The organism is Mesorhizobium sp. M8A.F.Ca.ET.181.01.1.1 (assembly GCF_004792025.1).
Taxonomy (GTDB): Bacteria; Pseudomonadota; Alphaproteobacteria; order Rhizobiales; family Rhizobiaceae; genus Mesorhizobium.
In genome coordinates, this window is sequence record NZ_SRTV01000012.1 from 141,257 (window position 1) to 147,742 (window position 6,486).

Sequence of the window (6,486 nt, forward strand, 5' to 3'; positions counted from 1 at the left end):
TAGCAAACGCACCAACTTCTCGCACGACCTAAAGGGTGGGTTCCCATAAAATCCGGGGTATGGGACAGCCAATCGTCATTCACGCATTGATCGCCAAGCGGGCGGAACTGTCGGGCCAGGTTATCGACTTGGACCGTCAGAAAGCCGTCCTGAAGTCGCAGCTACAGACCATTGACGAGGCGCTAGCGATCTTCGGCTATGCGGGCTCGCCTGGCGACATCGAGCCCAAGGTAACGTCTGTCCGCCTGTTCAAGCGAAACGAACTGGCAAGGTTACTGCGCAAGGATGGCTGTCACGGCACGAATAGGGAAGTCGCGTTGCGTATTATGGCAGTCAAGGCTTGGGATGCCGCCGACCGCAACCTAGTCGCCAAAGTGATCGGAAGCGTCAAGGGTGCGAAGAAATGGGCGGCGTGCCGCCGTAGGCTGGTGGCGGTCGGCCACGACAGCCGACCGCAGGAGTAGAAGCTATGTCAAAGTTTCAAGTCGCTGATGAAGCGATAGCTTCGATGTGGGATGGGGTTGCTACTGAACTTGACATTCTTGCTCCCACGGAGAGCGCTGCGCATGCTTTCCTGCAAACCGCGCGCAGCCGTTTCCTCGACATGCTTGGCAACTTCCCGCATGACGTTTTTGAGTGTGTCACTACGCCCGCACCGGGGACATGCAACCACATCGTGGTCCTTCGCATTCGCGGGTCCTTCAAGGCCGACCTTGCAAGAGCCGCAAAGGATTTTCACGGAACTACTAGCCATTAGGCAGCCCTCCTTTTCGAAGCGGCTACCTGTTCGGCACCTGCATGTTTCCGTCCTTTGAGAACGTCATTCACGCGGCCCGGATTGACGCCATAGACGGCGGCAATGTGGTGCTGGTATTGCCCAGCCCAGTGGCGCAGCCAAACGTCGACTGCGTCATCATATGTGAGCTGGTATGGTGGTTTATTGTTTGTCGTCATTATCCTAAAACTCCTTTTAGGATGTTTGGACGACTTGACAGCGAGTCGATTGCGAGTAGGGTCCCGCCTGTACATACCGACTAGCCGCAAGCCGTCCAAAGCACTGCGGTTACCGATACGGAGCCGGGGTTGCGAGCCCCGGCTTTGTCGTATTGGGCGAAAGGATTCTTCCCCTCACGAGATCGATATGAGTCTCGCGGCCCGCAGGAGTCAAGGCAGCGACGAATGCTGCCACATTATATTGTGGGTGCAAAAAAGCTATTTGAATTCAAAGGCTTGGTTGGTTCCTCCCACCGTGCCTATCTTGCGATTTTCGCATATTTTCGTGCCATCTAGCCTGATTCTAGTCGACTCGTCTAGATTGTGCACCGCACAAATTGCAACCTGATTCGATGCCAGCCTAGCGCTGCCAGTAGCCAGCCCAAACGCGACTCACGGAATGGTTGAGCGCACCGCCAAGCAGGGCGAAGGCGTTGCCGCCATTCGACCGGCGGCGGTGATCCTCCAGCCATGCGGCGTGATTGGCGTACTGGTAGAGGTAGTGGTGCGAGACGTGGTGATGCTGGCCGGCAACCATCCGGCGCAGGCGGCTGAAATAGCTTTCCACCATGTTGGTGTGCTTGCCGTGACCGTCGCTGTAGCTTTCCGAATGGTTGATGCGAGTCGAAGCAAATTCGCCTTCCAGCACGTCCCAATGGCTCGCCTCATCGGCAAACAGCTTCGTGCCGGCCAGCATACGAGCGCGGGCGATATCGACGCCTTCGGCTTCGCGATGACGGATGAACGTCAAGGTGCGGCCAGCGCGCTCGCGCAGGGCGATCACAACGCGGCGGCGGTCTGACTGGTTTGCCTTCACGCGGCGGTCCTTACGGTCTTCCACGCGGTTCTCAGGGCGCACCACGCCACCAAAGTAAGCGCCGTCGATTTCCACCTCGCCTTCAAGGGTTTCGTTCTTGGTTTCAGCCGAAAGGGCTTCGCGCAGCTTGTGAGCCAGCACAAAGGCGGTCTTGTATTGAACGTCCAGATCGCGGGAGAACTGGACAGCCGACATGCCCTTGGCGCCGTTGACGAACAAGCAGATCGCGGCGAGCAGATCGACAAACGCTAGCTTGCGCGAAGCGAAGATCGTGCCGGACGTTACGGAGAACTGCGCACCGCAGGCGGCGCACTTGAACTTGCGGCGGGTCGGAATGTCGTAGTGATCCAGGCACCCGCATTTTGGGCAAACAGGCTCGCCTTGCGTCGAAGCCCAGCGAAGGAGCCTGAACGTGTCATACGCCTTTTCCTCGCCACCCTTGTAAATCTCTTTGAGAGAGAGGGTGCGGCTTTCGGCAGAAAGGAGGAAGTGCTGTGCCATGACGTATCAAATCCGTTACTTATGTAACGGATATAGTACGTTGACGCACTGCATACAAGGCCCTATGTCATCGTATGCGATACTTTTCGATCCAAAGGCGATACGTATGACAGAGAGAACCGACTACGAAGCCATGGCGGCCAACCTCCTGAAGGCCGAATTGAAGCGGAAAGGCGTCACATACAGCCAGCTTGTTGACCGGCTGTCATCAATAGGTGTTGACGAGAAGGAAGTGAACATAAGAAATAAGCTGTCGCGTGGAAAGTTTACTGCTGCTTTTCTGCTGCAATGCTTGACCGCAATCGACGCAAATGCTATCATCATAAGATGATAGCGAATATGAAGATCCAGCAAATATTGTTCTTGGTTGCTGTGTTTTCTGCGACTTACCTTATGCTCGATTTGGTAAAATTTCGTATCGGTCCTACAATGGCCTATTCGCTAGGATTAATAGCTTTGATTTCATTAATCGTCTCACTCAGACGAAAATAGATCGTTTATGTCGTCTTCGGTTCTTATTTCGACAACGTTAGAGACGTTTCGTTCGGTAACCTGCCAAACGCCATCTTTCTTTCTCTCTGTAATTTCAACATCAGCAATCAAAATGATCCCACTGCGCATTTTGAGGTCGGACTGACCCGACAGTATGCTGTTGAGAAACTTCTCATCCTTTATGCCCGCGTTGATGTTCCCGTCCTTCGATAGGAAGCGCCACTTGTTCTTGTTGTTCTGCAAAACAGGGCTGATCAACGTGAGGATCATGCGCTCTGTGTGGTTGCGTGGTTCGCCTTCCTGAACGTCCTCCGCCTCTGCCTGACTGCGCTCGGGGAATTGCTCTCTGGGTACCACTGAACGCGGCCTTGCACCCTTTTCGGTGCTTACGCCAACGCCTTTGATGCTCTTGTCCTTTTGAAGCTCTTTGTAGACCTCCTGCACTGGCTTGGCGGCGACTTTCTTGTCGAGAAGCTCTTGGACCTTTTCGGCTATCCGCTGCGCATCCTGCTCGGATATCGTCGTCTCGTGTGCAATGAGGTCGTTTACCGCCACCCCGAGTAAGGCAGAGCCGGTTTCTTTGGCAAACCACATCACAATGCCGATGATAATGACCTTTCTGGTTACAGGGTCACTCACCTGCTGTCTAACGAAGCGGATGACAGAATTGAGGCTAAGACTACCCTCCGTTCCGCTTTCAAGTTCAAGCCTGATTACAAGGGACGGATCGACGATATAGGCTATCTCGCGAACTGCCCCGGCAAACGCCAGGCTAGCTCTCGCCACAACTTCCAGATCGGCCAGCTCGCCCGGCTCCAAATCTAGATATAAATTTATGTGCTGATCCATGCGTTTCCCCCCTCGCATGTGTTCAACACTAGGATGAGGTTGGCAGCTATTGCAACTGTCGGCTAAAATCCTTGGTGCGTTTGCTACATAAGACCGGAGTAGGGGAGTAGGGGAGTAGGGGAGTAGCCAGCCACTTCCGCATTCACATTTCCATCCCCGTTCGCTATTCACTGCGCACAATTCCCTATTCCCTAATTCCTTAGGACCGTCATGATGCAACTCAGTCTCGACCAGGCAAAAGGACTGTGCCGGATGGCGGCACTTGGGGCCGGCGCCAATGAGGAGGCGGCGCAATCGCTCACCGCCTCGATCATCGCCGCCGAGGCCGAAGGACTTGCAGCCGTCGGGCTGTCGCATTTCATCGATTACCTCGAAGCGCTCGAGGCCGGGCGCATCGACGGCAATGCCGATCCGGTGATCACCCGGCCGGCACTGGCCGTCTATCTCTCGGACGCACGCGGCGGGCTGGCGCATACCGGCTTCGACCGCACCATCGACGACCTCGCCAAGGCGGCAAGACTGTTCGGCGTCGCCATCTTCTCGCAGAAGAACGCCTATACGTGTGGGGCGCTCGGCTACTTTACCGGCCGGCTGGCGGCGCAGGGGCTGGTGTCCTTTGCCGCCACCAATGGACCGGCCGTCCTGGCCGGCTCGGGCTCGGTCAAGCCGGTCTACTGCACCAATCCGATGTCGTTCGCCGCGCCCGCCGCCGACGGCGCGCCGCTGGTCATCGACCAGTCGTCGAGCGCCACCGCTTTCGTCAACATCCGCAAGGCCGCGGAAGACGGCAAGAAGATCCCCGAAGGCTGGGCGCTGGACGCCAGCGGCAATTCGACGACCGACCCGGCCGCCGCCATGAAGGGCGCCATGCTTGCCTTTGGCGGCCAGCGCGGCGCCAACATCGCCCTGATGGTCGAGGTGCTGGCGGCGGGCCTGTCGGGCGCCAACTGGTCGCTCGACGCGCCGTGGTTCAGTGGCGGCCCCGACAGTCCGGGAACCGGCCTGTTCGTGCTTGCGGTCGAGCCCAAGCTGCTCGATCCCGATTTCGAGCAGCGCATGAAAGACCAGCTCGACCGACTGCGCCGGCGCTATGGCGTGCATGTGCCCGGCCGTGCCCGGGCCGAAGCGGCCGAGAAGGCGCAGGCGCGCGGCATCACCGCGCCCAAGGCAGTGATCCAGCGCATCTCCGAATTCGCCGAGCGCTATTCGGCCTGAAGAAATCGGCGAATTTTTTCCCGCGCCTCGGTGAACCTTCCCGCGCGTCCCGACGACGAATAGCTATCCGGGTCGGGTTTGCCCGGTCGGTGTCTTCTGTCGGATGCGTCCAGGGCCGAGGCGGGCGTACTTGCTTCACGCCCATGCTGATACCGTCTCAGGTCAGGCCGCCTCGTTGGCCCTGGTTTCGACACGAAACTCACCCGGAAAACCCCGCTTCGGCGGGGTTTTCTGCGTTTGTCGTTCGATCCTGCTGTTCTTCGTCATTCGCGGCGGCAACCGGCACTCGGTCGATGCCCGCCTCGGCAAGGCGTTCTGACACGCCCGAAAGAAGGGCGGCAGCGACGACGCGTCACCCTTTGCCTTTGGCGCAAAACGGACTATGAAACGGCTCAGCTAAGCCATCTGGAACGCGCGCCGGAGCCCGTCATGACCGAAATCCTGCAGACCCCAAAGCTTGTCGTCGTCTTTGGCGGGTCAGGCTTTGTCGGCCGCCATGTCGTGCGGGCGCTGGCCAAGCGCGGCTATCGCATCCGGGTCGCCTGCCGGAGGCCCGATCTTGCCGGCCATCTGCAGCCGCTCGGCAATGTCGGCCAGATCCAGCCGGTGCAGGCCAATGTGCGCGTGCGCTGGTCGGTCGACCGCGCCGTGCAAGGCGCCGACCATGTCGTCAATCTCGTCGCCATCCTGCATCAGAGCGGCCGGCAGAAATTCTCCGCCGTGCATGATTTCGGTGCTCGCGCGATCGCCGAGGCGGCGCGCTCCGTCGGCGCCGGGCTCACCCATATTTCGGCGCTCGGCGCCGATCTGGACTCCGAATCGGATTATGCGCGCACCAAGGCGCTGGGCGAGAAGGCGGTGCTGGAGACGATCGCCGATGCCGTGATCTTCCGGCCGTCGATCAATTTCGGGCCGGAAGACAGCTTCTTCAACCGTTTCGCCAATATGGCGCGTTATTCTCCGGTGCTGCCGCTGATCGGCGGCGGCCACACCAAGTTCCAGCCGGTCTATGTCGGCGACGTCGCCGAGGCGGTGGCGCGCTCGGTCGACGGCAAGATCGATGGCGGCCAAGTCTACGAGCTTGGCGGCCCCAACGTGCTCACTTTCAAGGAGTGCATGCAGGAACTGCTCACCGTGATCGAGCGCAAGCGCATGCTGGTGCCGGTGCCGTGGTGGGTGGCAAACATCCAGGCCTCGATCCTCGGGCTCCTGCCCAATCCGCTGCTGACCAAGGACCAGGTGATGCAGTTGCGCGAGCACAACATCGTTTCGGACGAAGCCGCCAAGGCGAACCGGACACTGGCGGGGCTCGGCATTCAGCCGCAATCGATCGCGACGATCCTGCCCAGCTACCTCTGGCGCTTCCGCGCCGCCGGCCAGTTCCAGCAGCGCAAACCAGCCGTATAAGTGAGTGCAGTAGGCCAAAGGCGTGTTGGGATTCAGGTCAGGGCGAGTCGAGAACGCAGGCAGGCATCACCTGAGTATCGGCACACCTAGAGCGTTTCATGTTTTGACGGAAGCGTATCCGGCGTTTTCGAAGTAGTTCTTGCATTCGGCTGCCTCGATGGTTTCGACGAGGTGGCCGATGTGACGCCAAGTTTCCTCGACGGTGCGTTTCT

Annotated in this window: 7 protein-coding genes and 1 pseudogene; 5 read left to right on the forward strand and 3 right to left on the reverse strand. The window is 58.8% G+C overall.

Features of this window, described 5'->3' with window-relative positions; genetic code table 11:
• Positions 1-59: 59 nt before the first annotated feature.
• Entirely contained in the window at positions 60-464 is a 405-nt protein-coding gene (locus EN824_RS30360; RefSeq protein WP_135933032.1) for a hypothetical protein, read from the forward strand.
• A gap of 890 nt (positions 465-1,354) precedes the next feature.
• Here the strand turns inward: EN824_RS30360 and EN824_RS30370 are convergent.
• The gene (locus tag EN824_RS30370; RefSeq protein WP_135933034.1) at positions 1,355-2,311 is read right to left on the reverse strand and encodes an IS1595 family transposase; all 957 of its coding nucleotides are present in this window, start codon (positions 2,309-2,311) and stop codon (positions 1,355-1,357) included.
• A gap of 106 nt (positions 2,312-2,417) precedes the next feature.
• Between EN824_RS30370 and EN824_RS30375 the strand changes: the two genes are divergently transcribed.
• Positions 2,418-2,642: a DUF6471 domain-containing protein gene (locus EN824_RS30375; protein WP_135933035.1), complete on the forward strand. Its 225-nt coding sequence runs from the start codon at positions 2,418-2,420 to the stop codon at positions 2,640-2,642.
• Between the two features lie 143 nt (positions 2,643-2,785).
• Here EN824_RS30375 and EN824_RS30380 read toward each other — a convergent pair whose 3' ends face one another.
• Positions 2,786-3,652 carry a hypothetical protein gene (locus EN824_RS30380; protein WP_135933036.1) on the reverse strand — a complete coding sequence of 289 codons (867 nt, stop codon included), beginning with the start codon at positions 3,650-3,652 and terminating at the stop codon, positions 2,786-2,788.
• Between the two features lie 213 nt (positions 3,653-3,865).
• On the opposite strand from EN824_RS30380, the gene EN824_RS30385 reads away from it, so the two are divergent.
• From EN824_RS30385 to EN824_RS30395, 3 genes are all read left to right on the forward strand, one after another.
• A complete protein-coding gene (locus EN824_RS30385; protein WP_189343572.1) occupies positions 3,866-4,867 on the forward strand; it encodes an Ldh family oxidoreductase in 1,002 nt (333 codons plus the stop codon).
• A 130-nt stretch (positions 4,868-4,997) separates the two neighbouring features.
• Complete coding sequence (locus tag EN824_RS36250) at positions 4,998-5,186, forward strand: hypothetical protein (protein WP_245511810.1); 189 nt, start codon at positions 4,998-5,000, stop codon at positions 5,184-5,186.
• Between the two features lie 110 nt (positions 5,187-5,296).
• On the forward strand, positions 5,297-6,274 hold the full coding sequence (locus EN824_RS30395; RefSeq protein WP_127280997.1) for a complex I NDUFA9 subunit family protein: 978 nt from the start codon (positions 5,297-5,299) through the stop codon (positions 6,272-6,274).
• A gap of 96 nt (positions 6,275-6,370) precedes the next feature.
• On the opposite strand, the pseudogene EN824_RS30400 reads toward EN824_RS30395, so the two are convergent.
• Positions 6,371-6,486 (reverse strand): annotated as a pseudogene (locus EN824_RS30400) (IS630 family transposase); the annotation flags it as partial.

Coding starts and splice junctions, on each gene's coding strand:
- EN824_RS30395 (WP_127280997.1), top strand. CDS start 5,297: ATGACCGAAATCCTGCAGACCCCAAAGCTTGTCGTCGTCTTTGGCGGG.
- EN824_RS30360 (WP_135933032.1), top strand. CDS start 60: ATGGGACAGCCAATCGTCATTCACGCATTGATCGCCAAGCGGGCGGAA.
- EN824_RS30375 (WP_135933035.1), top strand. CDS start 2,418: ATGACAGAGAGAACCGACTACGAAGCCATGGCGGCCAACCTCCTGAAG.
- EN824_RS30385 (WP_189343572.1), top strand. CDS start 3,866: ATGCAACTCAGTCTCGACCAGGCAAAAGGACTGTGCCGGATGGCGGCA.
- EN824_RS30380 (WP_135933036.1), bottom strand. CDS start 3,652: ATGGATCAGCACATAAATTTATATCTAGATTTGGAGCCGGGCGAGCTG.
- EN824_RS30370 (WP_135933034.1), bottom strand. CDS start 2,311: ATGGCACAGCACTTCCTCCTTTCTGCCGAAAGCCGCACCCTCTCTCTC.